The organism is Paraburkholderia unamae (assembly GCF_003268775.1).
GTDB lineage: Bacteria > Pseudomonadota > Gammaproteobacteria > Burkholderiales > Burkholderiaceae > Paraburkholderia > Paraburkholderia unamae.
Genome location: NZ_QLSU01000001.1, coordinates 531565 through 557459, shown reverse-complemented (window position 1 = coordinate 557459; position 25895 = coordinate 531565). Strand labels below are relative to the sequence as shown.

General features: G+C 65.4%; 25 protein-coding genes. 13 read left to right on the top strand and 12 right to left on the bottom strand.

The genetic code is table 11. The features are described 5' to 3' along the window. Positions 1-226: 226 nt before the first annotated feature. The gene (locus tag C7401_RS02375) at positions 227-883 is read right to left on the bottom strand and encodes a DUF1345 domain-containing protein (RefSeq protein ID WP_112169720.1); all 657 of its coding nucleotides are present in this window, start codon (positions 881-883) and stop codon (positions 227-229) included. 349 nt (positions 884-1232) lie between these two features. On the opposite strand from C7401_RS02375, the gene C7401_RS02370 reads away from it, so the two are divergent. The 4 genes from C7401_RS02370 to C7401_RS02355 all read left to right on the top strand — a co-directional run bounded on the left by C7401_RS02370 (position 1233) and on the right by C7401_RS02355 (position 5934). After that, a complete protein-coding gene (locus C7401_RS02370) occupies positions 1233-1829 on the top strand; it encodes a sugar dehydrogenase complex small subunit (RefSeq protein WP_181565475.1) in 597 nt (198 codons plus the stop codon). Between the two features lie 174 nt (positions 1830-2003). Beyond that, entirely contained in the window at positions 2004-3605 is a 1602-nt protein-coding gene (locus tag C7401_RS02365; protein WP_112169718.1) for a GMC family oxidoreductase, read from the top strand. 19 nt (positions 3606-3624) lie between these two features. Next, the gene (locus C7401_RS02360) at positions 3625-5019 is read left to right on the top strand and encodes a c-type cytochrome (RefSeq protein WP_112169717.1); all 1395 of its coding nucleotides are present in this window, start codon (positions 3625-3627) and stop codon (positions 5017-5019) included. Positions 5020-5193: 174 nt separating this feature from the next. Further along, on the top strand, positions 5194-5934 hold the full coding sequence (locus C7401_RS02355; protein WP_112169716.1) for a metallophosphoesterase: 741 nt from the start codon (positions 5194-5196) through the stop codon (positions 5932-5934). Positions 5935-5946: 12 nt separating this feature from the next. Here the strand turns inward: C7401_RS02355 and C7401_RS02350 are convergent, their stop codons facing one another. From C7401_RS02350 to C7401_RS02340, 3 genes are all read right to left on the bottom strand, one after another. Further along, on the bottom strand, positions 5947-6648 hold the full coding sequence (locus C7401_RS02350; RefSeq protein WP_112169715.1) for an RES family NAD+ phosphorylase: 702 nt from the start codon (positions 6646-6648) through the stop codon (positions 5947-5949). Further along, positions 6645-7073 (bottom strand): MbcA/ParS/Xre antitoxin family protein, encoded by a 429-nt coding sequence (locus C7401_RS02345; RefSeq protein WP_112169714.1) that lies wholly within the window; start codon positions 7071-7073, stop codon positions 6645-6647. Before C7401_RS02345 ends, C7401_RS02350 begins: the two co-directional genes overlap by 4 nt. 648 nt (positions 7074-7721) lie before the next feature. Then, positions 7722-8573, bottom strand: coding sequence for a LysR family transcriptional regulator (locus C7401_RS02340; protein ID WP_112169713.1), 852 nt, complete (start codon positions 8571-8573; stop codon positions 7722-7724). Between the two features lie 97 nt (positions 8574-8670). Between C7401_RS02340 and C7401_RS02335 the strand changes: the two genes are divergently transcribed. The 3 genes from C7401_RS02335 (at position 8671) to C7401_RS02325 (ending at position 11960) form a co-directional block, all read left to right on the top strand. Continuing rightward, entirely contained in the window at positions 8671-9054 is a 384-nt protein-coding gene (locus tag C7401_RS02335) for a tautomerase family protein (RefSeq protein WP_112169712.1), read from the top strand. Continuing rightward, complete coding sequence (locus C7401_RS02330) at positions 9051-9833, top strand: hypothetical protein (protein WP_146757873.1); 783 nt, start codon at positions 9051-9053, stop codon at positions 9831-9833. Before C7401_RS02335 ends, C7401_RS02330 begins: the two co-directional genes overlap by 4 nt. Before the next feature lie 333 nt (positions 9834-10166). Then, positions 10167-11960, top strand: a complete 1794-nt coding sequence (locus C7401_RS02325; protein ID WP_112169710.1) for a B12-binding domain-containing radical SAM protein — start codon at positions 10167-10169, stop codon at positions 11958-11960. A gap of 141 nt (positions 11961-12101) precedes the next feature. Here the strand turns inward: C7401_RS02325 and C7401_RS02320 are convergent, their stop codons facing one another. Continuing rightward, a complete protein-coding gene (locus tag C7401_RS02320; protein WP_112169709.1) occupies positions 12102-12998 on the bottom strand; it encodes an EamA family transporter in 897 nt (298 codons plus the stop codon). Positions 12999-13092: 94 nt separating this feature from the next. On the opposite strand from C7401_RS02320, the gene C7401_RS02315 reads away from it, so the two are divergent. After that, on the top strand, positions 13093-13980 hold the full coding sequence (locus C7401_RS02315; RefSeq protein WP_112169708.1) for a LysR family transcriptional regulator: 888 nt from the start codon (positions 13093-13095) through the stop codon (positions 13978-13980). Between the two features lie 79 nt (positions 13981-14059). On the opposite strand, the gene C7401_RS02310 is transcribed toward C7401_RS02315, so the two are convergent. The 3 genes from C7401_RS02310 to C7401_RS02300 all read right to left on the bottom strand — a co-directional run bounded on the left by C7401_RS02310 (position 14060) and on the right by C7401_RS02300 (position 16101). Further along, positions 14060-14473, bottom strand: coding sequence for a potassium channel family protein (locus C7401_RS02310; RefSeq protein ID WP_112169707.1), 414 nt, complete (start codon positions 14471-14473; stop codon positions 14060-14062). An 84-nt stretch (positions 14474-14557) separates the two neighbouring features. Then, on the bottom strand, positions 14558-15649 hold the full coding sequence (ppk2, locus tag C7401_RS02305) for a polyphosphate kinase 2 (RefSeq protein ID WP_112169706.1): 1092 nt from the start codon (positions 15647-15649) through the stop codon (positions 14558-14560). A gap of 233 nt (positions 15650-15882) precedes the next feature. Beyond that, a complete protein-coding gene (locus C7401_RS02300) occupies positions 15883-16101 on the bottom strand; it encodes an HP1242/YdcH family protein (protein WP_112169705.1) in 219 nt (72 codons plus the stop codon). A 288-nt stretch (positions 16102-16389) separates the two neighbouring features. Here C7401_RS02300 and C7401_RS02295 point away from each other — a divergent pair, with 288 nt between their 5' ends. After that, positions 16390-18027: a CHAD domain-containing protein gene (locus C7401_RS02295; RefSeq protein ID WP_112169704.1), complete on the top strand. Its 1638-nt coding sequence runs from the start codon at positions 16390-16392 to the stop codon at positions 18025-18027. Between the two features lie 94 nt (positions 18028-18121). Beyond that, on the top strand, positions 18122-19015 hold the full coding sequence (locus tag C7401_RS02290; RefSeq protein ID WP_112169802.1) for a TOBE domain-containing protein: 894 nt from the start codon (positions 18122-18124) through the stop codon (positions 19013-19015). 51 nt (positions 19016-19066) lie between these two features. Here C7401_RS02290 and C7401_RS02285 read toward each other — a convergent pair whose 3' ends face one another. Further along, positions 19067-19771 carry a phosphatase PAP2 family protein gene (locus C7401_RS02285; RefSeq protein ID WP_112169703.1) on the bottom strand — a complete coding sequence of 235 codons (705 nt, stop codon included), beginning with the start codon at positions 19769-19771 and terminating at the stop codon, positions 19067-19069. A 294-nt stretch (positions 19772-20065) separates the two neighbouring features. Here C7401_RS02285 and C7401_RS02280 point away from each other — a divergent pair, with 294 nt between their 5' ends. Both C7401_RS02280 and C7401_RS02275 read left to right on the top strand, forming a co-directional pair. Continuing rightward, the gene (locus C7401_RS02280) at positions 20066-21250 is read left to right on the top strand and encodes an extracellular catalytic domain type 1 short-chain-length polyhydroxyalkanoate depolymerase (protein ID WP_112169702.1); all 1185 of its coding nucleotides are present in this window, start codon (positions 20066-20068) and stop codon (positions 21248-21250) included. Positions 21251-21351: 101 nt separating this feature from the next. After that, the gene (locus C7401_RS02275; RefSeq protein WP_112169701.1) at positions 21352-21531 is read left to right on the top strand and encodes a DUF3563 family protein; all 180 of its coding nucleotides are present in this window, start codon (positions 21352-21354) and stop codon (positions 21529-21531) included. A gap of 101 nt (positions 21532-21632) precedes the next feature. Here C7401_RS02275 and C7401_RS02270 read toward each other — a convergent pair whose 3' ends face one another. The 3 genes from C7401_RS02270 to C7401_RS02260 all read right to left on the bottom strand — a co-directional run bounded on the left by C7401_RS02270 (position 21633) and on the right by C7401_RS02260 (position 24037). After that, on the bottom strand, positions 21633-22448 hold the full coding sequence (locus C7401_RS02270; protein WP_112169700.1) for a BPSS1780 family membrane protein: 816 nt from the start codon (positions 22446-22448) through the stop codon (positions 21633-21635). Further along, positions 22439-23446, bottom strand: coding sequence for a homoserine kinase (locus C7401_RS02265; protein ID WP_112169699.1), 1008 nt, complete (start codon positions 23444-23446; stop codon positions 22439-22441). Before C7401_RS02265 ends, C7401_RS02270 begins: the two co-directional genes overlap by 10 nt. Before the next feature lie 183 nt (positions 23447-23629). Next, positions 23630-24037: a hypothetical protein gene (locus C7401_RS02260; protein WP_112169698.1), complete on the bottom strand. Its 408-nt coding sequence runs from the start codon at positions 24035-24037 to the stop codon at positions 23630-23632. 291 nt (positions 24038-24328) lie between these two features. Between C7401_RS02260 and C7401_RS02255 the strand changes: the two genes are divergently transcribed. Continuing rightward, the gene (locus tag C7401_RS02255) at positions 24329-25825 is read left to right on the top strand and encodes an AMP nucleosidase (protein WP_372460314.1); all 1497 of its coding nucleotides are present in this window, start codon (positions 24329-24331) and stop codon (positions 25823-25825) included. Positions 25826-25895 lie beyond the last annotated feature (70 nt).

Here is a 25895-nt window from a genome sequence, read left to right as displayed (position 1 = left end):
TGTAGTGCAAGAGCAGGCCGGAACCAAACCGCGTGCGCCGCGCGGCGACTTGCGAACGAAGGCAGCAAGGCACATGCCCAAACGCGGAGCGCGCGCGTGGCTCACGAATGTCTCACGAATGGCTCTTGAATGGCCCGCCAGCCGCCCGTGCAAAGCGTGCGTGCACCACGAAGGGACATCACCGGCAACCCTTGCCGGTATCCGTTGCAGTGCCCGGCCGTGCGGGTCAGCCGCCCACCATGCTGGCTGCGATGTTCACGCACAGTCCTAGCACAGAAACATTGAAATAGAACGACAGAATGGATTGCGCAAGCACACCGCGCCGCGCGTTGCGCCCGCGCAGGCCGACGTCGGCCGTTTGCGAGGCGCAGGCGATGGTGAACGAAAAGTACAGGAAGTCCCAGTAATTCGGCGTGAGCTTTTCGTCGGGAAACGCGAGCGCGGGCGCTGCGGGATCGGAGCCGTAATAAAGACGTGCGTAATGCAGCGTGAAGATGGTGGGAATGAGAAACCACGCGCCGATCAGCGTGAGGCCAGTGAGCAGCGAATGCAGCACTTTCGAGGCCGTGCCGAGGTCTTTCGTGGTGCCCAGTTCGAGCACGATCGCGACGATGCTCGCCACCGTCGCCGTGCAGATGAGGAACAGCACCGTGCCCGCGTTTTCGTCTTCGCGCTGGGCGTTCTGGCGCACGCTCTCTTCGTTTGCGAACGCCATGTGAATCCAGATCAGCACGAGGTAGGTCCAGATCGCCGCGTCCCAGCCCATGAGGATGCGCGCGGAAGGGCGGATCGCGGCCGGCACGAGCGCGCCGAGCACGATGCCCACGGCGATGGCGATCATCAGATGCGGCCGGTTGCGTAGCACCTGCGGATAGAGGTTCATGGCGTATGGCGTGGCGCGCGGTGGCGCGTGGTGGCGCTGGTGGCGTAATGTTGCGGCGATTCTACCTTGCATGAAAGTGCCGCTGCGACGCGCCGTTATACCGGGCATCGAACCTTTCGGTTTGTCTTGGAGGGGCGGAAGAGGCTATATTGCTTGCGCAACGCGGCAACGTTCCTTTCATCGCAGGCGCGGCGCAGGCCCGAAGCGCATCTGGCACACGCGCCTGGACCATGCACGCAGCACGACGATTGCGAACGTTATACGTGAATTGCGCCGCCCGCGCCGGCGGCAAGCGTGTTTCGCCCCCATGCGGGATCGCTCGCGGGGATCGACCTCATCTGGAGTGCTGATGACAGATGCGACACAACACGGGACGTCCCAGGCGCCGTACGACCTTCCCGCCGCGCCCGGCCGCCCTGGCCGCCGCCGCTTCGTAACCGGTGCGTGCGCGGCGGCGCTGCTTGCTTTCGCGGCCGCCGGGCGCTCCGGCGCACCCTTTGGCATGGGCCGCGCGCTCGCGGCCACGCCTGCTGCCGCTTCAGGCGCGGACAGCGGCTACGACGCCTTCATCAAGCTCTCGCAACACCTCACCGGCCGCACCGGCTTCGACACGGTGCTCGGCCAGCGCGTCTATGCCGCGCTCGCCCGCGCGAGCAGCCAGTTCGAGGCGAACGTCGCCTCGCTCGGCACCTGGCTGCAAGGCCACGGCGGCGTGCCCTCCGACACGGTGACCGCCGCGCTCAAGACCGATCAGCCCGAACTCGCCTCGACCGTGGGCGACATCATGCGCGCGTGGTATCTCGGGCTCGTGGGCGAGATGCCGCATGTGCAGGTGGTGGCCTATGAAAAGGCGCTGATGTTCGATCCGGTCAGCGACGTGCTGACGATTCCCTCGTATTGCCGTGACGTGCCGTTCTACTGGACGCTGAAACCCGCAGGCGGGTGACGCCAATGACGGAATAACGCAACACGCAGTTGCCGGCGGCGCCATGCGCGGCCGGAAGACCTCGCAGCGGCTGCCTCTCGCACAGCTGCCGGCGCGTCGCCTTCGCGATGCATCGGCATACATAACAGGCCGCGCCGGGTCCCCACAACGAAAGCCAAAAGAAAGAGGTCGATAATGGCGATAGAACATTCCGCCGACGTAGTCGTCGTCGGCTCTGGCGTGGCCGGCAGTCTGGTGGCGCACCAGATGGCCCAGTCCGGCGCCTCCGTGATCCTGCTCGAAGCGGGACCGCGCCTCGCGCGCTGGCAGATCGTGGAGAACTTCCGCAATTCGCCCGCGAAAGCCGACTTCGCCACGCCTTATCCTTCTACCAGCTTCGCACCGCATCCCGAATACTCGCCGCCCAACGACTACCTCGTGCAGAAGGGCGACTATCCGTACAACTCGCAGTATCTGCGGCTCGTGGGCGGCACCACCTGGCACTGGGCCGCTGCGGCATGGCGCCTGCTGCCCTCGGACTTTCGTTTGAACACACAGTACGGCGTGGGCCGCGACTGGCCGTATCCGTATGAAACGCTCGAACCGTGGTATCAGCTCGCCGAGGTGGAGCTCGGCGTGTCGGGCCCGGGCACTACGCACGATCTCGGCTCGCCGCGCTCGAAGCCTTACCCAATGAGCATGCTGCCGCTCTCATACATGGATCAGCGCTTCTCCGATGTGTTGAATGCGAATGGCTTTCACGTGGTGCCCGAACCGGTTGCGCGCAACAGCCGCCCCTACGATGCGCGGCCCACTTGCTGCGGCAACAACAATTGCATGCCCATCTGTCCGATCGGCGCGATGTACAACGGCGTGATGCATGCGGACAAGGCCGAGCGCGCGGGCGCGAAGCTCGTGCCGCAAGCGGTGGTGTATCGCATCGAAGCCGATAACAAAGGCCTCATCACCGCGCTGCACTACAAGGACCCGAACGGCAGCAGCACGCGCGTGACGGGCAAGCTCTTCGTGCTCGCGGCGAACGGCATCGAAACGCCCAAGCTCATGCTGATGTCGACGAGCGACGCGTTCCCGCACGGCATTGGCAACAGCTCCGACCAGGTGGGCCGCAATCTCATGGATCATCCGGGCACGGGCGTCACGTTCCTCGCCAACGAGCCGCTGTGGCCGGGGCGCGGGCCCATGGAAATGACGTCGGTCGTGAATTTCCGCGACGGCGCGTTCCGCTCCGACTATGCGGCGAAGAAGCTGCATCTCTCGAACGGCGTCCCCACCATGGCCATTGCCGCCGCGCTCATCAAGAACGGCTTGACGGGCGCGGAACTCGACCGGCAGATCCGCGAGCGCGCCTCGCGCACGCTCAACATCAACAGCTTCCACGAGCACCTGCCCGAGCCGCAGAACCGCGTGCTGCCTTCGGGCGAGCACAAGGACGGGCTCGGCATCGCGCAGCCCGAGATCTACTACTCGATCAACGACTACGTGAAGAAAAGCGCCGCCAACACGCATGAACACTATGCGCAGATCGCGCAGCTTTTCGGCGGCACGGAGATCACCTTCGACGACACGTTCGCGCCCAACAACCACATCATGGGCACGACGATCATGGGGGCGAACGCCGCCGATTCGGTCGTCGATGCGGACTGCCGCACGCACGATCATTCGAACCTGTTCATTGCCAGCAGCGCGGTGATGCCGACCGCCGCCTCGGTGAACTGCACGCTCACGATCGCCGCGTTGTCGCTGAAGCTGGCCGACAAGCTGCGCCACGAGCTTTGATGCAAACGCGAGACAGACGATGAAAGCAACGAAGTCTTCAGCCGTGAGCACCGAGCGACAGAAGCGTGCGCGCGCCGCGCTTGCGGCCGCGCTCTTTAGCGCCTTCGCACTGTATATCGCGTGGCACGCTGCGCATGAATCGCAAACGCGTCCCGTCGACGAACTGCCGATGTCTTCCGCGCGCGGCGACGACACCTCGTCTCCCGCCGTGGGCGCGAACAAGCCCGACCTCGTCAAACGCGGCGAATACCTCACGCGCGTGGGCGACTGCGCCGCCTGCCATACCGCCGATCCGGGCAGGCCGTTTGCGGGAGGCCTTGCCATCAATACACCGTTTGGCAAGATCTACACGCCGAACATCACGCCAGACCCCGATACCGGCATCGGCCAGTGGAGCGACACCGACTTCGTGCGCGCGATGCATGAAGGCATCGGCAAAAGTGGCGAGCGGCTTTATCCCGCGTTTCCGTATGTCGAATTCACGCGCGTGACGGAGCAGGACGTGCTCGCGATCCGCGCGTATCTGAACACCGTTGCGCCCGTGCATTACAGGCCGCCCGCGAACGCACTGCGCTTCCCGTTCAATCAGCGCTGGCTGATGCTGTTCTGGAATCTCTTCAACTTCAATGAAGGCCGCTTCGTGCCCGACCCGAAGCAAAGCGCCGAATACAACCGCGGCGCGTATCTCGTGAAAGGCCTTGCGCATTGCGAGGAGTGCCACACGCCGCGCAACTTCATGCAGGGCCTGAAGACGACCGGGCGATTCTCGGGCGCGACGCAAGCGGGCTGGGATGCGTACAACATCACGCCGGACCGCACGAGCGGCATTGGCAACTGGAGCGACGAGGTGTTGATTTCGTATCTGTCGACGGGCGTTGCGCCGGGCCATGCGAATGCGGCAGGGCCGATGGCCGATGTGGTGTTGAACTCGACGCAATATCTGACGCGTGAGGACTTGCGCTCGGTGGTGGCCTACCTGCGTGCGCAGCAGCCGGTTTCGGGCGGCGTGGCGCGCTCGCGCGATACGTGGGGCAAGCCGGCCGCGAACGACATCACCTCGCTGCGCGGCACCGCGATCACGAGCGTGAATGGCCTGCAACTGTTCGTGGCGAACTGCGCGAGCTGCCACAACTGGACCGGCGAGGGCGTGGGGGCGAGCGCGCCGGGGGCGTATCCGTCACTCATTCATAACAGCGTGGCGGGCGCGGCCAGTGCGAACAATCTGGCGATGGTGATCCTGCACGGCGTGGCGCGCAAAACGAAAGACGCCGACGTGCTGATGCCGGCGTTCGGCGACGAGTTGAGCAACGACCAGGTCGCGGCGATTTCGAACTACGTGACGAAACAGTTCGGCAATCCGCAGGCGACGCTCACGCCCGATCAGGTGGCGGCGTTGCGCGCGCAACCGCAGTAATGCGCGGGTTATGCATTGCGCTTACACGCCGCGCCGGCGAATCGAAGCGTGCCTGCGCGGATCAGGCACGCTGCTTGCTCGCATTGATCGCCTCCGTGCAGCGCGCATCGAAATCGCATTCGATACGATGTTTGGCGCGCATACGGCCCATTCACACAGCGCTATGATGACGTAATGACGCACACATCCGACGCCCTCGTGCAGCACCACGCCGCCAACCTTGCAGGTCGCGATTTTGTTGTAGGCGATTTGCATGGTTGCGTGGAGGCCTTGCGCTATTTGCTGCGCGAGGTCGACTTCGACACCGCGCACGACCGGCTGTTTTCGGTGGGCGATCTCGTCGATCGCGGCGACCGCGAACAGTGCGAGCAGGCGCTCGCGCTTCTCGACAAGCCGTGGTTCCATGCCGTGCTCGGTAATCACGAAGACGCGCTTTGCGCCGTCGCCGAAGGGCGCATGCCGCGCCACCGCTGGTATGGCATTGGCGGCGGCTGGGCGCAGAGCGTGCCCGACGACGTGCTCGTGCGTTATGCGCAACGACTGCGCCAATTGCCGCTCGTGCGCGTGGTGGGCGAGGGCCCCAAGCGCTTCAATATCATCCACGCGGAATTTTTCGGCGACGACGCCGCACTCGACAGCGGCCAGTTCGAACCGGACGTGCGCGAGCGTCTGTTATGGGGGCGCGATCTCGTGCTCGGCGCGGGCGAGCCGCCGCATTTCGCACTCTCGCTCACGTTCTGCGGGCATACGCCCGTGCGCGAAGTGCGCCAGATCGGCTCGCAGGTGTTCATCGACACGGGCGCGTTCATTACTGAAGGACGCCTGACTATTGTCGAGGCGCTCACGTCGCGCGTGTGGTCGGCTTCGACGGTCGAAGCGCTGGCGCATGGCGCGGCGGCGATCGTTCTGCCCTGAAGCCGCTCGCATCTACACGATGCGATTCAACTCGAACACCATGTCGATGGTGTGCCCGTTCCAGTTGTATTCCAGATACGCCGCGTGATGGCACGCGCGCAGCAGCGTCGTGCTGAGCGCGGCGAGACATTCGCCGCCATCGTCGCGCACGGACGGATAGGCAATGCCTGGCGCGCGCGCAACGCGCGCCGCGCGTCCCAGCACCTGGCCCGCGGTGTAGTCGTCGGGCGAGAGCACGCCGGGATCGAGCGCGGGGTCGTCGCGCAGGTCGATCACCTCGCCGTGCGCGATCACCGTATAGAGCCGCATTTGCTGGCGGATAGGCGGCTCGCTGGTGGCCGCGAGAAAGAGCGCCGAGTGATAGCGCGTTTCCGCCACGGCCGTGGTGCGCGAGCGCGCGCAATAAAACACGCCGTAGGTGCCATCGGAAAAGCGGCTGCCCTGCGGATTCAAATGCGTGAACGCGGCCATGATCGGCCCATAGCCCGGACCGAAGCGGCGCTCTTCGCGCGGCACGAGGTCGAGGTCGCCGGTTTCCGTGCGCAGACGGTCGTTGGTCAGCGCCTCGAGCGCGTAAAGCGCGTCGAAGTCGTCCGCCGACGCCACGCGGTCGAACAGGTTCACGGCCGGAAAACGGGTGGGGATCACGCGGAACGCGGGTGACCAGGTGAGTTGCGCGCTGCGCCAGCGGTCTTGCCAGTGTGTTTGCGTCACGCCCAGCCGCCTCGCATTGCGTCGAGATACTGGCGCACGGCCACGAGGTCGCTGACGTTGCCGGCCAGCATGCGGTCCAGCGCGCGCCGGCCGCCGAACGGCGGGGCGCTGTTGGGACGCTTGATCCAGGTGTCGGCGGCGGCGGGTTGCGGCAGGAGGATTTGCAGCGCCTTGTAAATGCCGAGGAGGAGCGAAAGCCGCTCCAGGGTGTCGCGGCCGAGGCGGGCGCTTTGCGGCGACTGCTTCCACTTGAAGAAGGTGGATCGGCCGGGAGAACCGAGCAGCACGATTTGCTCCTCGGCGCTCAGGTCCCAGTCGCCCGCAATCCGGAAGAAGGCCCTCAGGCCCGCCGCCGACATCTCGGTCAACGAAGGCTCGGCGCCGGGTCGTCGCGCCGGCGAGGTGGAAGCTGCGGCATGTGGCATGGTGGTCGAGTCCTGATTTGAACTTTTAGTAGATATTAGTCCATATATGGATTATTGCAAGTTTTGACTCGGTATAATCCTCGCCGGAACATTTCCGGACAAAGACGGCATTCGAGGAGGAGACGGAGTGCGGGCAGGCGTATGGATGGTCGCGGCGATGATGTTTTCAATGCCGGCGTGGTCGGCGGGACAGCCCGCTCAGGGCTCTCATGGTTCGCATGGCACTCACGGTTCTCAGGGCTCTCAGGGTTCTCAGGCCGGCCATGCGGGCAAATCGCGTGGCGCTCATGGTTCGCGCGGGCTTGCGCAGTCGCATGCGCAGGAGCACGCCGGTCATGCGAAGGGCGCGCATGCCGCGCCAAAGACGAAGTCCCGGCACGCAGCGGGGCATGCTGGGACGCAACGGCATACGCACGGCGAGGCTCACACGGCGGCGCGACCGCATGAGCCGGCCGCGACCCGGGGCGCCACGCAGAAGCGCCCCGCGCCAAAAGCCGCCGCCGTGCGTCCCGCGCCTCGCCACAAGCTCGTGGTGGATGCGCCGCCGCCGCGCGTGCCGCGCGCGATACCCCAGCCGCACGATTTGCCGCCGATCCTGAGCTGATCGGCTGCCTCGCCTGGGCGCCTCCCGGTGGCGCTTTCGCTCGCTCAGCCCGCCCCGAGCCCCGAGGCCAGCAATTGCAGCGTTGCCGCGGTTCTCGGCTCGCGCACCCGCGTATGGAGCATGACGTGCGAGGCCGGTAGCGCCGGCAAGCCGAGCCGCGCGCCGACGTCGATCAGCTCGCGCGGCGCGACCCGGCGCGCCAGCGGCGAAACCGCAAGACCCGCTGCCAGTGCCGCCCCCACGGCGGCTACGCCGCCGCCCACGAACACCTCGGTCCACGCGACGCCTGCGGCGTCCAGCGCGCGGATCGCCGCCGAGCGCACCGCGCAGGGCGCGGCGAGCAGCGCGAGCGGCAGCGCCGTGCCGGGCTGCCACTGCCATTGCGGCGCGGCGAGCCAGACGAGCGGCTCCGCAAAGAGCCGCTTCGCGTCGCCACGCGGCGCTTCCTCTTCCTCCTGACGCACGATGACCGCGTCGAGCCGCCGTTCGTCGAACTGCGCGAGCAATTGCGCCGAGAGTCCCAGATGGAGCTCGACCACGAGCCCCGGATCGTGAATACGCAACTGGGCGAGCTGGCGGGCGAGGTTCGCATCGGCGACGTGCTCGCTCAGGCCTAGCACGAGGCGGCGCTCGTTGCCCGAGAGGGATTCGAGCGCCCGTTCATGGGCGCCGAGCAGGTCGCGCGCGGCGGCGAGGAACGTGAGGCCGTCGGGCGAGAGCCGCACCACGCGCGGCGTGCGTTCGAGCAACTGCTTGCCCAGATGCGCTTCGAGGCGCTTGAGCTTGAGGCTCACGGCCGATTGCGTGGTGTCGAGAGCGTCGGCGGCGCGCGTGAAGCTGCGCAGTTCCGCGACGAGCACGAAGGCGCGCACGGCATCGAGATCGAGCGGTTTCATTTCAATTGAAAATAGATGAAATATCTATTGATGTATTTTCATTATGATAGATCGCGCCTAGTCTTCTGTCATGTCAAACCCACCGAAGGAGCACGACATGCCATTCACCCGAATCGCGGTTCGCGCAGGCAAGCCCGCTGCCTATCGCAAAGCGCTCATGCAAGGCGTTCACCTTGCGTTGATGGAAGTGTTCAAGGCGCCCGAGGACGATCAGTTCATGATCGTGACCGAGCACGACGCCGATAACTTTGTGTTCGGGCGGCATTACCTGGGCATCGAGCGCAGCGACGATCTGATAATGATCCAGATTGCCGTGAGCAATACGCGCGGACAGGATCAGAAGAAGGCGCTGTTTGCGCAGATTGCCGACAACCTCGCGCGCGATCCGGGGGTGAGGCGCGAGGACGTGTTCGTCAATCTCGTGGATGTCGCGCGGGAGAACTGGTCGTTTGGCAACGGGGTGGCGCAGTACGCGACGTGAGCAACCCTCGCCAGGACGAGAGGGCTAAAGCACTATCGCTAAGGACTGCAACCGATTCATCAGGAACGTTCGCGTTCGCCACGATTCGCGCTTGTCGGTCGGACGCACATCCATTCCAAACGCGCATCGCCTTTTGCCAAACGCGCACCTCGACACGTCTTGCACGGCTCAGAATCAGGCGACTCCAACTCGCCGAGAGACTCGACGTGGACGCTTTCCCCTCCGGCCTGGCAGCCGTCGTGAGCAAGTGCGCGACCCCTGCCATGCTCGACTTCGCAAGCGCGCTCGAAGCGCAAATCGCCCGTCTGGCAGAGGCGAGTTCGGCACCGAATGTCGTCGTGTACGAAGCCGGATCTGCGGCGCCCTCATCGGCCGACGCGTTCGACGGGCAATTGAGCTTCCTGCGCGCCGCCGGACGGGCGATCGCGGCCGGCATGCGGACGATCGTGATCCCGGAGGTCGCCTGTCATGACATCGCCGCCGCATTGCTTCCCGCACTGCCTGTTCCGGTTGTGGACGTCGCGACCGCCGTGCTCGATTCGTTGCGCGCGAGCGCAAGTGCGGTGTCGCGCGTTCGTCTACTATCGGTTGCGCCGCCGGTTCATTTTTCAGCGCTCGCGGCACGCTTCGCCGACGAGGGCGTCGAACTCAGCGTGGCGTATCTGGCTAGTGCGCAAACGCCGCTTCTCGCTCACGCGGCGCGACAAGCCGGTAATAGCGGCATTCAACGTCTCTGGCTGTCGGACGAACTCTGGCATCTCGCCGATCTGCGCATTTAGGGCGCTCTGCCCGCCGGTGTATGCATGCGCGCGAGGTTGCATGCCGCCTGCATCAGAAGGAACCACTGCTCGACCCGTTCGCGGCCGCGACACATCGCTTGACGAATCCGCACCAGCACGTCTTGCCACCGTCAATCGCCAAGCCCCCGCCACGGCCGCCGTGTCATCGTCCCTGTTAACCCCAACCGGATCCCAATGTAAACACAGCAGAGGGCCAGACAGGTAGGATGCGCGTTGTTGTACTGCACGCCAGTTCACGATCCCTCTTCAATCTTCGGAAGACGGACGACCTTCACGGTTTTGTGACTTCCAGACAGGACTACAGAGCAGGCCATGGACACGATCCACTCGATTTCCGACGGTATCCGATTCTCTCTCGTCCTCATCAAGCCGACCCATTACGACGACGACGGCTACCCGATCCAGTGGCTCCGCTCGGTCATGCCTTCCAATACACTGGCGTGTATGTATGCGCTTGCTGATGACGCGCGCAAGCGAAATCTGCTGGGCGCGGACGTCCAGATCGAGATCGAAACATGCGATGAAACCAACCAGCGGGTGTGGCCGGAGCGCATCATTCGCGACCTGAAGGCAAAGGGCGGGAGAGCGATGATTGGTCTGGTCGGTGTCCAGTCGAACCAGTACCCGCGCGCCCTCGACCTCGCCCGCCAGTTCCGTGCCGCAGGCTTGCCCGTTGCGATTGGTGGCTTCCACGTTTCTGGCTGCATCTCCATGCTGCCCGAGATGCCCGCTGAGCTTACGCAAGCGCAGGCAATGGGGGTGGCGCTCTTCGCTGGCGAGGCCGAGGAGCGGCGTTTCGACGAGATCCTTCTCGACGCGTGGAATGGTGCAATGAAGCCCCTGTATAACTTCATGGACGATTTACCCACGCTCGAAGGGGCGCCCCAGCCCTTCTTGCCGCGCAAGCATATTGAAAGAACGGCGGGGACCTATACCTCGGTGGACCTCGGTCGTGGCTGCCCGTATCAGTGCTCGTTTTGTACCATCATCAACGTGCAGGGGCATAAGAGTCGCTTTCGCACTCCCGACGATCTGGAAAAGATCATCCGCGAGAACGCAAAGCAGGGCATCGACCGTTTCTTCGTCACGGACGATAATTTCGCCCGCAACCACGACTGGGAAATCCTGCTCGACCGAGTCATCGAACTTCGGGAAAAGGAAGGCATTCACTGCGGCTTCACGATCCAGGTCGACACGCTCTGTCACAAGATTCCGAACTTCATCGAGAAGGCAACGCGCGCGGGTGTGCGTCGCGTGTTCATCGGGCTTGAGAATATCAATCCCGAGAATCTGATCGCGGCCAAGAAGCGGCAGAACAAGATCACCGAATACCGCGCCATGCTGCAACAGTGGCGCGCGCACGGCGCGATTACCTATGCTGGCTACATCATCGGATTCCCGGCGGACACGAAAGAATCGATCCTGCGCGACATCGAGATCATCAAGCGTGAATTGCCAATCGACATTCTCGAATTCTTCATGCTCACCCCGCTCCCCGGTTCCGAGGATCATCAGACGATGGTAAGGAACGGGGAATGGATGGACCCGGACATCAACAAATACGACACCAACCACCGGGTCACGCACCACCCGAAAATGTCGGACGCCGAATGGGAAGAGGCGTATCGGTGCGCCTGGAGCACGTTTTACTCGTACGACCACATCCGCACGATCGTCAAGCGGGCAGCGCAGATCCCGAACGGCCGGCCGAAGACGATCATGCGCACCATTGCCTGGTTCAGACTGATGATCGAACACGAGGGTGTGCATCCGCTCGAAGGGGGCGCCCTGCGAATGAAACGCCGCCGTGACCGTCGCTGGGGGATGCCGGTCGAATCGCGGCTTCGTTTCTATCCGCGCTACTGGTGTGAGACCATTGTCAAGATGACAAAATATCTGCGCTTCTATCTCAAGACAGAGACGACCCTCAGGGCAGTCATGAAGGCACCGGACCGTTACGCCTACACGGATATCGCCATCACGCCGCTGAAGGAAGAGGAGTTCGAGCAGCTTGGACTCTTTCACGCCACGAGCGGCGGCGAGGCGGCGCTGGCTGTCCACCACCGGCGTATTGCCATCCGGTCAACGGGCCCGTCTGCCGCGTGATGGCGCCAAAGGGCCATGCCCAGGATGGCCCGCGATCAAAATCAGTTGCGGCTTCATGCGCCATGTCTCCCCGTCATCTCACTCTGTGGCGCATAGCGGCAGATGCCGTGCGAGCAGGGTGTTCTGAAATATCGCCAGCGCTCATCGCGGCTTGTTTTGCACGATAGAGCCGACACTCGCGCCCACGACGCACAGAATGCCCACGAACTGGAGCAGAGTGAGTGGCTGCGCGAGTGCTACGAAACCAATCGCCGCTGCAATGGCAGGCTCCGCACTCATCAGGATTCCAAACGATGACGAAGTCATGCGACGCAGCGCACTGAGTTCGAGCACATAGGGCAACAAGGGCACAAGCAGGGCGAGCCATGCCGCATCCAGCACTTGTGCGCTGGAGATGCGCCCATGCGTCTGGGCGAGCCCGAGTGGCGTCATCACGGCAGCGGCGACGATCAACGAGGTGGCGAGCCCTTCAAGCCCCTCGAATCGTTGCCCGATATGCTTCATCAGCACGATGTAGGCGGCCCAGCATGTCGCCGTACCCACCGGAAAAAGCAGCATCCACGGTCTGTCCACGACCCACGCTCCGTTATGGCGCGCGAGTAGCCACACGCCCAGCGCGGCAAGCAAGGGCCACGCGAGCATGCCGATCCGGCGCACGCCCGCCGTCGCGACGGCAAGCGGGCCAAGAAAGCCAATCGCCACGGCGAGGCCCAACGGCACGCGATTGACCGATTCGAAATAGCACAACGTCATGCCGGCCATCGCGCTTCCCAGCACGAAAGCGGCGAGCCAGTGGTCGCGCGTGAAGGTGCGCCACTTCGGCCGGGTGACGACGGCGAGCAGCAGGGCCGCGATGCAAAGGCGTAACCATGTGGTGCTGGCGGTACCGTATTCGGCGGAGATCGGCCGGGATAGCGCGCCGCCCAACTGGATACTGGACATCGAAACCACGCAGAACAGCGGCGCAATGACCCTTGGCCACCGAGGAGAAAATCCCGTCATTGCCGGGGGCCGGGTCATACTCGCTTTGTCGGGCATTGCAGAGACTCGTCGGTTTATCTGCACCCGATGGTAACGGGACCGATTGCTAGCCCATAAGCTCGAACTTTTTATCTCCGCATCAGGAAAATTTATGCCCCGCGATCTCGACAGTACGCTCTTGCGCACGTTCGTCACCGTGGTTGAGACTGGCAATATCAGCGATGCCGCTGTCGTGCTGCATCGAACCCAGGCCGCCATCAGCATGGCGTTGCGTCGGCTGGAAGAGGATGTCGGCCAGCGCCTGCTGCAACGCTCGCCGCGTGGCGTGAAACCCACGGCGGCGGGCAATGTGCTGCTGCCGTATGCCTGCACGCTGCTCAACGCGGGCCTGGCCGCGCGGGCCGCGCTCAATACCGGCGAGATTGCCGGCACGGTCAGATTGGGGATGCTCGAAGACATCGCGGTAGGGCATCTGCCGCATGCGCTAAAGCAGTTTGCGACATCCTTTGAGAACGTTGCGCTAGAGATCGTGATCGACGGCAGCGCAACCTTGGGGACCGCGCTTGTCAAAGGGCAGCTCGATATTGTGATCGGAGATCCCTCGCTCATTCACTTGAGCCCGGATGTGACGTGGCGGCATCCGTTGCGTTGGGCCGCGACGAACACCGGTGTCGTGTCGTTCGACGATGGGCCTGTTCCCATCGTCGCGTTCGCGGGCCAATGCCCCTGGCAGGACGCGCTGTTTGCGTCCCTGCGCGATGCGGGGATTGAGTGGAAGGTGGTCTGTACGAGCGCGAGCCTGTCGGCCATCCAGTCGGCCGTGCAGGCGGGACTGGGCATTGGAGTCCTGCTCGACTGGACCATTCGGCGCGACACGATGCGTGCGCTCAACGCGGGTGAATTTGGCCTGCCGGTGCCGCCGGACGCGAGTTTTGGGTTGTATACGCGCAGGGAAGACCAGACTGCCGCGACGGCGACGTTGCAGCAATTTCTGCTTGAGTCATTGGCGCCTGGGCACGCCGCCACAACCGGAGACTAGCGCCCGATGAGGGAAACCCTGTTTGGGGTGTTGCGTTTCAACGAGGCGCGACGGCGAGGCGATGGTTATCCTGGCTCGCTTATTCATTGATGGCCGTTGCGCGGTTCTCGTGCGAAGGCAGACCGATCCGTTGGGCGGCTTCCTGTATGGCGTAGACGCCGACGGCAGTCGTTACGCCCGTGATCAACACGCCGAGCAGCCCAAGAGATACAGCGATAATCCGGCCGGTTGCGGTCGTCGCGACGATGTCGCCGTACCCGATGGTCAGCGCGGTCACGGCACAAAAGTAAAGCACCTCGCCCGGCGAAGAAGGGGCGCGCGTACCGGTTTGAACGGCGCCGCCCAAGTAATACATTGCCATCGACAGCGCGAAGAAGGCGACGAGAAGGCCTGCCAGAATACTGCGCAGGTACCACAGAATCCGGAAGTATGCGGTTATCGCGTCCCGGGCGTGGATGTACCCACGCCCTTTTCGCCTCGTCATGTCGTTCATGCTCGCGCTGTTCTTTGAGATTCACGCTGCGTTAGCTATCGCCACCGTGGCGAGCGGGTAGGGCGGCCATTCGCCGACCGCCGCTTACAAGGCCCGGCTAACCAGCAACGGGTCCACCACCCCAATAGCGTCCGTCTCCCGGCTCGCATAAGGCAGCTTGTGCAGCACGAACCGCATGGCGTTCAGCCGTGCGCGCTTCTTGCAATCGGAGCGAACAACGGTCCAGGGTGCATCGGCCGTATCCGTTTGCGAAAACATTGTTTCCTTCGCGTGCGTGTACTCGTCCCACTTGTCGAGCGACGCGAGATCGACCGGGCTCAGCTTCCATTGCTTGAGCGGATGCACCTTTCGCTCCTTGAAGCGGCGGCGCTGTTCCGCCCGGCTCACCGAAAACCAGAACTTGATGAGGTGAATGCCGCTGCGAATCAACTGGCGCTCGAATTCAGGCGCCTGCTGCATGAAATCCGTATATTGCTCCGTCGAGCAGAACCCCATGACATGCTCGACACCCGCGCGGTTATACCAGGAGCGATCGAACAGCACGATCTCGCCCGCCGACGGCAGATGTTGCACATAGCGCTGGAAATACCACTGGCTGCGCTCCAGCTCGGTGGGCTTTTCGAGCGCCACCACGCGCGCGCCGCGCGGGTTCAGGTGCTCCATGAAGCGCTTGATCGCACCGCCCTTGCCGGCCGCGTCGCGCCCCTCGAAGAGAATCACCACGCGCTGCCCGCTTTCCCGTACCCAGGCCTGGAGCTTGAGCAGTTCCACCTGCAAGCGGTACTTCTCGCGCTCGTAGTTGCGGCGCGACATCAGGTTGCGATACGGATACGCGCCTTCGCGCCATCCGGACGCGAGTTCTTCGTCGGGGTGGCGCGTGCGCGAATTGCGCCAGTCGGCCGGGTTGCCTTCGAGGAGCATGCTGCGCAACTGGGCGGCTTCGTCGGGTGACATACCCTGCATCAACGCTGCGATCGACTCCAGCAGTGTGCCGGGCGGGTTCTGCTGCACGTGCGTAGGCCTGAGGAGATCGTGAACGGCGCCGGCGATCGCCTGGCTCGCCGATTCGACGGCGCTGTCGACGGCGCGCAGCTCGGCGCTGTGGGGCGTGACGAGCGGCGGCCGCGTGGCAGAGCCGGTGTCGCTTTCGATGGGCTGGGGAGCGTATTTAGGCATGGTTTCGATGTATTTGCAGGAAGAGAACGGCGGGTGAAGCCGGGGCCGGCAGGGCGGGGTCCGGCAAACGGAGGCGACGGCGGGAGGCGACGGCGCGGAAGTCACGGCGTGAGTGCGGCAATGCGACGCAGGGAATGTTGCCGTGTGTACCTGCCGGTGCGGCACGAAGGCAAACCCGGCCACCGCCGACGCGTGCCGCTGCACGGTCGGTCGGGCGCGGGACGCTGCCTTGCTCAGGCGTTTGCCGCTTTCCTCAGGATCACGTACAGCGAGTCCTTGAGCTGGAGCTTTTCTTTTTTGAGCTGCTCGATTTCCATGCCGTGCGAAGCCACGACACCGGCTTCCATGTTCTTGATCTGCTGGTCCAGTTCGTTATGGCGATGGAAGATGCGGGCGAAGTGGTCGTCGTGAATCTTCAGGCGCGAAATCAAATCTCTGTACTCTGGGAACACTCAATACTCCTGACAGATGTGCAAAATGAGGGAAATTGAAACGTAATCATTTTTCCACTGTCTCGTCATGGCAGTCTTGACCATCATCAGATGCCGGCTGAGTCGGGGGCGACGCCAGGGGTTCCGCCAATGAGATCCGGGCAATGACGGCGGCCGGTCAGGGACGTTCCCTGGGGCGTTGGCGCCGGGTCGCGTGTACCATCGGTCCCGCGGCGACACCGTTCGTGGCTCTCCCACCGCTTGCACCGTTCTAGCCCTTCGCGCCCAATCACAGAACCTGGAGCGTTCATGGATCGCGTTCTCGAAGTCGTGCTGGATGTCGTGATCCCGGCAGCGCTGGATAAAAGGTACGCCGAAGCCGCCGCGGCGACCGATGCGCCTGGCGACTCGACGCCTTCGGCGCTGGCCGCCGGCCTGTGCGCCGCCTTGCCCTCGCTCGTGGCGCTGGCGCAGGTGCGCGAGCGCGTGACCACGGTGGCCTTCGACCGCGCCGGTACCCTGGCGCGGTCCGGTTGGCGGGTGGCGGTGGAGTCGCACGGCGAGGCGCAATGCGTCGTCGTGTCGAGCCGGTCCGCGCACACGCCGGGTGTGAGCGCCATCGCGCCGATCTTCGAGGCGCCGCTCGACGCAAGCGGCATCGCCAATGCGCTGTTCGACGCCGCCCCTGAGCCGTTTCGCGAGGCGCTGGGCGCCGCGGACGAGCTCAAGCCCTCGGCCACGCTCGTGTTCACACGCAGCCGCTGGCAGTGGCCGCGCGAGGGCGTGGAGGTGCAGCTCACCTTCGACGAATATGTGCGCGAGGCGTCGGTCCCGCCGCAGGAGACCGAAGGTGAAGGCGACACCGGCGCCGCCGTTGCGTCGCCCCCCGACCTGCACGAACTGCGCTTGAGCGCACCCTGGCCCGAAGGCGAGGACGATGCGCCGATCGTCGCAGCGCTTTTCGCCTGCGCCGGTGAACTGGTCGGAGCGGTGCCCGCGTTCGTGCGCCTGACCGACGCGCTCGAGCGCGCCGCATCCGGCTGCGTGACCGGCGACGCCGAGGCCGTCAAGGCGCAAGCCGTGGATCTCGCGGGCGCCGTCACGGCCGAGGCCGCGCTCGTCGCGATCGGCCGCAACATCAGCGCGCAGTGGTTCGGCAATGACGGCGGCGTGCGCGACAGCACCGACGGCGAATTCATCCATCAGATGCGGGTGGCGCAGCGGCGTTTGCGTACGGCAATGCGCATTTTCTCGCGCTGGCGCGACGACACATGGACCACGCGCATCGAGCCGGATCTCAAATGGCTCGGCGGCTTGCTGGGCGATGCGCGCGACCGTGACGTATTCGTGGAGTCCACGCTCCCGGCGCTCGCCGCCGCCGATATCGAACCCGGCCGCTGGGACGCGATTCGCGACGAGGCGAACGCCCAGCGTCTTGCCGCCCGCGCACGGCTGCGCGAGGCGCTGGCCTCGCCGCGTTATGCGCGGGTGGCGCTCGCGTGGCTGCAATGGCTCGACGAACTGGCGCGCCGCGCACGCGACGCGGGCGCGGCCGGGCGTTCGCTGCACCGCCACGCCAAGCGGCGCGTGCGGCGCTATTACGAGGAGCTGGCGGGCACGCAAAAGCTCACCGCCATCGACGAGGCGAGCCGTCATCGCGCGCGCATCAACGCGAAGTATCTGCGCTACACGATCGAATTTTTCGCCGCGCTCACGTCGCGCCGCACGCGCATGGAGGTGGCGCGCACGCTTGCGCGGCTCCAGAGTGTGCTGGGCGACGGCAACGATGCCGCCGTGGCCCTGCGCTACCTCGAACGCATGGACGCCGAGCCTTATCAGCTTGGTTTTGCGCGGGGCTGGTGCGAGGCCGTCAAGCGCTATACCGCGAAGGAGGGCGAGCGCCTGCTGCGCGAGCTGGGCGAGCCGAAGGTGGCGCGCGGGGCGTGAGGCGCATCTCTATAATCACTGGCGGGTTTGTGAGACCGGGCCGGTGTTCCGGCTCCTGTCGTCTTGTCCATTTTTCGCTTTGCGCATGATGCGCATGATGAATTCCTCCGCCTCGAATCCCCCGCCCGCCGGGTCCGGCCACGCCGACCCTCAAGCCGATGCCAACGCCGAACTGCGCCTTGGCGGTTCGGTCTGGTTTCAGTCCGGGCAGCAGATGCTCGGCGGCGCGGCGCGCATCGCGCTGCTCGAAGCGATCCGCACGACCGGCTCGATCACGGGCGCGGCGAAGGCGGTGGGCATGAGCTACAAGGGCGCGTGGGACGCCGTCGACGCCATGAACAATCTCGCGGGCGAGCCGCTCGTGCAGCGCGCGGCGGGCGGCAAGGGCGGCGGCGGCACGACGCTCACGCCGCGTGCGCTGCGTCTTGTCGAAACGTTTCGCGCCATCGAGCGCGAGCATCGGCGTTTTCTCGAACGCGCGGTCCAGGCGCTGGGCGCAGGCGCTCAGGAGGGCGGCGGTTTCGAACGCGATCTGGCCGTGCTTGGCCGCCTCGCGATGCGCACGAGCGCGCGCAATCAGCTTTTCGGCACGGTGGCGCGCGTCGCTCAAGGCGCCGTGAACGACGAAGTCTCGATCACGCTGCCGGGTGGAGACATGCTCGTCGCCACGATCACGCACGAGAGCGCCCAGGCGCTCGGGCTTCAGACTGGCGCGCAGGTGGTGGCACTGGTGAAGGCGACGTCGATTGTGCTGGTCTCGGGCGCGGACGACGCGGCGCGACTGTCGGCGCGCAACCGGCTGAGCGGCGTCGTCGAGGTCGTGCGGCGTGGCGCCGTGAACGCGGAGGTGACGCTGGCCTTGCCGGGCGGCGTCGTGATCGCGGCGATCGTGACCGACGCGAGCGTGGATGCGCTCGGCCTCGCTCCGGGAGAAGCGGCGACCGCTGTGTTCAAGGCCTCAAGCGTGTTGCTGGGAGTGGCTGGCTGAGGTGCGGCCGGCTCGAGCGTAGCGGGCCGGGGCGCGGCCCGCTGGGCGCCGTCAGGCTGCGTGGCGCTGCGGGGGCGGCGTGAGGCCGTTGCGGGTCTGCGAGATCGGGGCGTCGGGCGCGCGGTTGGTGCGGCCAGCCTTCCATTTGGCGCGCACGTAGGGCCGGTCGTGGCCCGAAACGGTCAGCGCGATGTTCGTGACCCAGCGATGCGTGGGCACGTGCACGTTGTGCAGTGCGACAGTCAGCGCCGCGAGGCTCAACGCGACGACGGCCGCCGAAATGCGTTGTGCCTTTGCATGCCACCAGTAGCGCGCGAACACGAGCGCCGTGAGCGCGCCGACAATGCAGCCGGTGACCGCTTCGGAGGGCGAATGCGCGTCGAGCACCACGCGCGAGAGCGCCACGGCGAGCCCCACGCCCACGCCCATGACGACGCCCGCCGCCCGCACCACGGACGGCACGCCTTGCAGCATCAGAAAGAACGCAACGGGATACACGGCCGTGGAGAGCATGGCGTGCCCGCTGATGCCCGTGAAGTCGACTTCGCGCACGCCCACGCCCCAGCCGAGAAAGGCAATCTTGGTCAGCGTCACGAGGCCGATCGCCACGCCGAGCAGAAAGACCCAGCTTGCCGCCATGCGCCACGAATAGCCCGCGACGAGCCATAGCGCGATCGCCAGCGCGAGCGGCAAGGTGAGGCCCGCGCCGCCGAGGTTGGTAATCGAGTACCACAGATGAATGGGTAAATCTGGCATGAGTCCGCGCCGCCGGGCGTGTTTGATAAGGATGCAAGGGTTGCCGCTAACCAGCCACCCCATATAAGTAACGCGCGACCGGGCCGGCTGGCCGACAAGCGCATCGAGCATGTTTCCAGTATAGCCGTGCCGCATCGAAGCAAGCGCCATGCGTCGTTCGAACGCAAGGCGCAGCCGGACCAATCTCGGACCCGTCCGATCTGCAACCTCGACCAATTGGTGTTATTGTGCGTTGCACAACGACAGATCGCGGCAAATCGCCACGATGTGTCAGACCCTTTTACGAGGCCATAGATGACGAAAAATCTGACGAAGCTATGGGCAGGTGGCATGCGACGTCTGCTCGCCATCCAGCATCGGGCAGCCCGCGACGCCCTCAAGAGCGCGGGAATCGACGCGCCGCAGCCCCAGGCTATCTGGCGCGCCGCCCAGGCCGCGGCCGAGCAGGCGGCGCAGCAAGCCGCGCCGGCCGCGCGCCCGAACAACGGCGCACCGGTGCGCGAGTCCCGCGTGGGGCCGCGCGCGGCCGCGTGGGCCGAGGGCGAGTGGCGCCGCGCGGAGCATGTCGCGCCGGCCGGTGCCCAGCATGCCGGGCGCACGCTGCCCTACGGCCTTTACCTGCCGCAGGGGCGGCCCACGGCGGGCATGCCGCTCGTCGTGATGTTGCACGGCTGCCAGCAAACCATGGATTCGTTCGCCGAGGGCACGCGCATGAATCTGCTCGCCGACCGCCACGGTTTCGCGGTGGTCTATCCCGAGCAGTCGGAGCGCGCGCACCCGCATCAGTGCTGGCATTGGTACGACGCGCGCGACACGGCCGGCGGCGGCGAGGCGGCCGCGGTCGTCTCGCTCGTCGACGCGCTCGTTGAGGAGCATGGCTTCGACCACTCGCGTGTCTATCTGGCGGGCTTGTCCGCCGGGGCGGGGCTCGCGATGATGTTGGCCGTGGGTTCGCCCAGCCGCTTCGCTGCCGTGGCGTTGCACTCCGGCCCCGCTTTCGGCGAGGCGCGCTCGGGCATCTCGGCGCTCGACGTGATGCGGCGCGGCGTGCACCACGATCCCGTGGCGCTGGTGGATAGCCTGTTGGGTGCGCGCCTGCACCCCGGCATGCCGGCGATTGTCGTGCAGGGCGATGCCGACGCCGTGGTCGCGCCCGTGAACGCCGAACAGCTCGCGCTGCAACTGCTGCGCCTCAATGGGCTCGCGGACGAGCGTGGCGTGCGCCAGGGCGTCGTCTCGCGCGAGATCTTCAAGGAGGGCTATCGCGAGCAGGATTACGAACTCGACGGCGCGAGCGTCGTGCGGTTGTGCCGCGTGGCGGACCTCGACCACGCCTGGAGCGGCGGCGACGACACCGTGCCGTTCCACTCCTCGACGGGGCCGGATGCCAGCGCGATGATCTGGGACTTTTTTGAGCCGCATCATCGCGAAGCCGTGGACGAGCTGCACGACGACGAATTGACGCAGGACGCAGGCTAAGCGCGTCCGCAGGCAAATTATGGGGTTTACCCGTAATAGGGTTTACCCTATAATGAGGTCATTCGTTTCGCGGGCGCGTGCCCGTCTAGAAGGGCCAAATCATGTACCTGCTCAGCCGTCTTTTCCTGTTCCTCTCCGAAACCGCCGAGACCCGCCGCCAGCAGCGCGAAGAAGCGTATCTGTCGGAATCGGTCGATATCTACGATCTCGAATTCCGTATGCGCAAGCTCGATCGCGAGAAGGCCACGCGTCATCCGTCGTGGATGAATCACTACGGCTAAGCAGGAAGCCCGTGCCCTGATCGGGGTACGAAAAGAAAACGGCGCCCAAAAGGCGCCGTTTTTGCGTTTACGCACGCGTTGCGTGCCGTTGAACGCGCCGCTCAGCGGCCCGAACCCGAGCCCGATCCCGGCATTTCGGCGGCCTGCTTCTCCTGCACGCCGTAGCAGCCGCGATAAGTCGCGTAGAACGAGCAGTAGAGCATCGTCGTCACGATGATGAGCGCGGGCATCAGGATCGCCACCGTATAGTCGCCGGCGCCGAGCGCGTGCAGGAGCGTCGTAAAGCCGATCGACACGACGGTCGACACTGCGAACCACAGCGCGCCGTACACCACGAACGCGCCCTTGTTGCGCCAGCAGCTCACGACGCTGAAGAACATGGCCTTCACCGGCGGCACGTCGTGCCACGCCGTGAGCACGGGCGCGAACCAGAACAGCATCGAAACGGGCACGTAGCAGAGCAGCGAGGCGAGCACCGCGAGCGGCACGTTGGTGTTTTCGAGCGAATCGGTGTCGAGCGTGCCGCCCAGGGTCATCAGGCGCAGCAGCGCGCCGCCGTCCACGAACGCCGACGCGGCGAGCACCAGCAGCATGGCCACCACGTAGATCGCGCCAAGCGCGAGGAGGTGTTTGGCCACGCCGCTGCCGTACGAGCGAAAACCGTCGATCAGGATGGTCGGGAACACCGGCTTGCCCGCGATCGTGTCGCGGCATGCCGCCATGAAGCCGACGGCCACGCCGGGCACGAACAGGAGCGGCAGCACGCCGCCGATCACGGGAATGGCGGAAATCAGTGTCATCGCCAGCAAATAGGCGAAAAACAGCGTGAGAAACGCGAGCGGATTGCGGCGGAACAGCCAGATGCCCTGGCGGAACCAGACGTAGCCCGCCTTCGCGGGGACTTCAATTAGTTGCATGGGCGATGGGGCAAGGCGTGATGGGAGCCCGAGGCGCTGTCGGCAATGCGCTCGCGCAGGATGCGCTCGAAATGGCCGGGATCGTGGGGCTTGAGCAGTTCGGCCGAGCGCGGCAGGTGGAAATCATACAGGCGCGAGACCCAGAAGCGGTAGGCGCCTGCACGCAGCATGTCGATCCAGTGGCGCGTTTCCTCGGGCGCGAAGGGGCGCACGGTCTGGTAGGCGCGCAGGAGCGCGTCGGCGCGCGCCGTGTCGAGCTTGCCCGTGGGCAGGTCGACGCACCAGTCGTTCACCGTCACGGCCACGTCGAACAGCCACTTGTCGCAGCCGGCGAAATAGAAGTCGAAGAAGCCGCCCAGCCGCACTTCGTGGCCCGGGGCCGGATGCGAGTGCGCGAACATCGCGTTGTCGCGGAACAGGTCGCAATGGCACGGGCCGCCCGGCAGCGCCGCGTAGTCGGCCGAGCCGAAGAACGCGCGCTGGTGATCGAGCTCGCCCGCGAGCAGCGTGCGTTGCGCCTCGTCGAGAAAGGGCAGCACCGTCGGCACCGTTTCTTCCCACCAGGAGAGGCTGCGCAGGTTCGGCTGGTCGCCGCGGTAGTCGCGCCCCGCAAGATGCATGCGCGCGAGCATCTGGCCCACTTCCGCGCAGTGCTCCACGCCGGGCGCGAGTTCGGGTGCGCCTTCGAGCTTCGTGACGACCGCCGCGGGCTTGCCCTGGAGCAGGCCGAACAGCGCGCCGTCCTTGCGCGGCATGGGGTCGGGCACCGGCACGCGGTGCGCGGCCAGGTGGCGCATCAGGTCCAGATAGAACGGCAGTTGTTCGGCCGTGAGCTTTTCGAAGATCGTGAGGACGTATTCGCCGCGCGTCGTCGTCAGGAAGAAATTGCTGTTTTCAATGCCGGACTGGATGCCGCGAAATTCGACGACATCGCCGAGATCGTAGTCGCGCAGCCATTGGGCAAGCTGGTTGTCGGTGACAGCGGTGAAGACGGCCATGCAAGAAGGTCGGTTGATTTGTAATAGTCGGGCGGCAAGCGCGGCTTCGTGCTGCTTGTGCTGCTCTCAGGTCTCGCGAGCGCGGCCGGTTCGGGCGCAATGGCGTCGGCCCTCGTTGCGGAGGCGGCGCGCATGGCGTGAGCGCGCGCCTGCCCGGTCAAGGCAGGCGCGCGCCCGGATGGATCAGTAATGCAGGTTGATCGACGGCAGGCGTGTGCTGGCCTGGCCGTTCTGACGCACTTGCGGCGAGGTGTCGGGGTTCGCGCTCATCGAATAACGGGTGCCGAAGTTCGAATGCACGTTGATCTCGACCGGCTTGCCCTTGTCACGGTATTCGGTGATTTCGGTGCCGTTCGGGCTCACTTCGTGAAAGCTCGGCTTGCGCGGCACGTCGTTGATGTCGACCTTCGAGGTGACGTGCGCCGCCGGCTTGTTGTTGATCGCGGCCAGATCGGGCAGGCCGGCGCGTTCGTTCTCGGACTGCGCGGACTGCGCCTCGACGGCGGTCCTGGCGTCGTCGGCTGGGGCGGCCATGGCGAGCCCGCTGAAAGCGAGCGTCGCCGCGACGGCGGCAAGAAGGTGCGACTTCATGATGATTCTCCTGTCGACCGGAGTGGGGGTTCAGCCCTGACTCGGGTCACATACGAAGCTGGGATGCTTCGATTCTAACAAATCCGGCCGCTGCGCCCCATGTCGCGCAAGCGCTGAGGCCCGCGCCGGGCGGGCGGTGCGCGGCGCTCGCGGCGCTTGCGCGCCGGGGCCCGCAAAAGCCCTGGGCGCGGCGGGGGCCGCCATCTGAAAGACGCATCTTCCGTGGTAATGTGGTTCCATCAAACGGAGAGGCGAACGAAGATGAACAACGATAGCTACCTGCGGCCCCTCATGATGCCGGCGCACGATTTCCCGGACGAATCTTTCGCCGACGCCGCCGACGCCGTGGCGCGCCTCTCGAGCATTTACGAAGCGAACACGTCTTTCCTGCGCGACGCCTTTGCGCGCTATCGCCGCGGCGAGTCTTTCGACCGGCGCGTGCGCGCCTGCTACCCGTACGTGCGCATCCGCACCAACGTCAACACGCATATCGACTCGCGCCGCTCGTACGGTTTCGTGGCGGGCCCCGGCGTGTTCGAGACCACCGTCACGCGGCCCGACCTGTTCGGCGATTACTACCGCGAACAGTTGCGTTTGCTGGCGAAGAACCATCACGTAGGCATCGAAGTGGGCGTGTCGGATCAGCCGATTCCGGTGCACTTCGCGTTCGCCGAAGGCATTCACCTCGAAGGCGATCTCGACCGCGAGCGGCTCGTCGCCATGCGCGACGTGTTCGATACACCCGATCTCGCGCAGCTCGACGACCGCATCGTCAACGGCACCTACGAGCCGCAGCCCGGCGAGCCGCATCCGCTCGCGCTCTTTACCGCCCCGCGCGTGGACTTCTCGCTGCACCGGCTCAAGCACTACACGGCCACCTCGCCCACGCACGTGCAGAACTACGTGCTCTACACGAACTACCAGTTCTATATCGACGAGTTCGTGAAGCTCGGCCGCGCGATGATGGCGCACACCGACGACGCCGACCTGCGCAACTACCGCAGCGAATACACCTCGTTCGTCGAGCCTGGCGACGTGGTCACGTACAACGCGAACCTCGGCGAGCAGGGCGACGAAGGCACGGCGCCCGCGCGCCTGCCGCAGATGCCGGCGTATCACCTCAAGCGCGCCGACGGCAGCGGCATCACGATGATCAACATCGGCGTGGGGCCGTCGAACGCCAAAACGATCACCGACCACATCGCCGTGTTGCGCCCGCATGCGTGGATCATGCTGGGACACTGCGCGGGCCTGCGCAACACGCAGCGCCTGGGCGACTACGTGCTCGCGCACGGCTATGTGCGCGAGGATCACGTGCTCGACGCCGACTTGCCGCTGTGGGTGCCGATTCCGGCGCTTGCCGAGGTGCAGCTCGCGCTCGAGCGCGCGGTGGCGGACGTCACGAAGCTCGACGGCGTGGAGCTCAAGCGCGTGATGCGCACGGGGACGGTGGCGAGCGTCGATAACCGCAACTGGGAGCTGCGCGATCACCGCGAGCCGGTGCTGCGTCTTTCGCAAAGCCGCGCGATCGCGCTCGACATGGAAAGCGCGACCATCGCCGCGAACGGATTCCGCTTTCGCGTGCCGTACGGCACCTTGCTGTGCGTGTCCGACAAGCCGCTGCACGGCGAACTCAAGTTGCCGGGCATGGCCGATTCGTTCTATCGCGCGCAGGTCGACCAGCATTTGCAGATCGGCGTGAAGGCCATGGAGATTCTGCGCACCAACGGCCTGCACAAGCTGCATAGCCGGAAACTGCGTAGCTTCGCGGAGGTGGCGTTCCAGTAGTCGCGGCTCGAAAAACGGGCGGCCAGGTGCGGGCGGCTCGCCCGTTGTCCTTGCCGTCGTCGTCCACCTT